The organism is Microbacterium ginsengisoli, from assembly GCF_000956535.1.
Classification (GTDB): domain Bacteria; phylum Actinomycetota; class Actinomycetes; order Actinomycetales; family Microbacteriaceae; genus Microbacterium; species Microbacterium ginsengisoli.
Genome location: NZ_JYIY01000007.1, coordinates 1 through 1,037, shown reverse-complemented (window position 1 = coordinate 1,037; position 1,037 = coordinate 1). Strand labels below are relative to the sequence as shown.

The window sequence follows — 1,037 nt, the reverse complement described above, 5'->3', positions numbered from 1 at the left end:
ACCCCAACCTTCGCCTCAGCCTCCGCGACATCGAAACCGCCCGCCGCGCCCGCCGCAAGCAGCTGCGGCGAGCCATCAACGACCGCATCCCGATCGTTGCCACCCGCGAGGAACTTCGCACCCCCGAACCCAGCAAACGGCGGCCGAAGTTGCGCACCTACGAAGAGGATGAGTGATGAACCAAGCATTCATCGTCACCAAAGAACACCGACGCTTCACCGAGTTCGCCAACGCCGTCCGAAAGGAGAAGACCATCGGGATTTGCCACGGCGCCGCCGGCGTCGGGAAGACCAACTCCGCCCGCCGCTACGCGAACTGGGACGCACTCGAGCCGTATATCAACGCATGGGGACCGAGAGGTGATCACGACGCCAAGCACTACGCCCTGGCGAACCGATCCCGCACCGTCTTCTACACACCCGAAGTCCTCTGCCGGCCCAAGGACCTCATGCACGACATCGACCACTGGCAGATCAAAGTCGGGATCTGCGCCGACGAGCACCTCCGCTCCCTCATGCCCGACGGGGAAGTGGTCAGGCAGAACGACGTCACTCGCCTCGTCGAGCTGCTCATCATCGACGAAGCCGAACGGCTCACCCCCACCGCCCTGGAGCTTCTTCGGGACCGGCACGACCGCACCCACCTCGCGATGATCCTGATCGGCATGCCCGGCGTCGACGAACGCTTCCGCCACTACCCCCAGCTCTACAGCCGCCTCGGCTTCTCACACCACTACCGTGCCCTCGGCCGTGAAGAGCTCCTCTTCGTTCTCGATCGCCACTGGAAGCGACTCGGCAGGACTCTCGACCCTGACGACTTCACCGACGCGCAAGCCATCGCCGCGATCGAACGCATCACCCGAGGCAACTTTCGCCTCCTCGAACGGCTCTTCCCTCAGATCAACCGGGTACTCAAGATCAACCAGCTCGACACCATCACCGACGACGTCATCGAAGCCGCCGCCAGCATCCTCGTCATCGGCAATTAGCGACACAAAGCGATCACAGAACACCGCCAAAGAGCGGCAAACTCCACAA

The 1,037-nt window shown here is 63.2% G+C and carries 1 protein-coding gene; it reads left to right on the top strand.

The features are described 5' to 3' along the window. Positions 1-175 precede the first annotated feature (175 nt). Positions 176-988 (top strand): AAA family ATPase, encoded by an 813-nt coding sequence (locus RR49_RS00045; protein WP_045245673.1) that lies wholly within the window; start codon positions 176-178, stop codon positions 986-988. Positions 989-1,037: the final 49 nt, after the last annotated feature.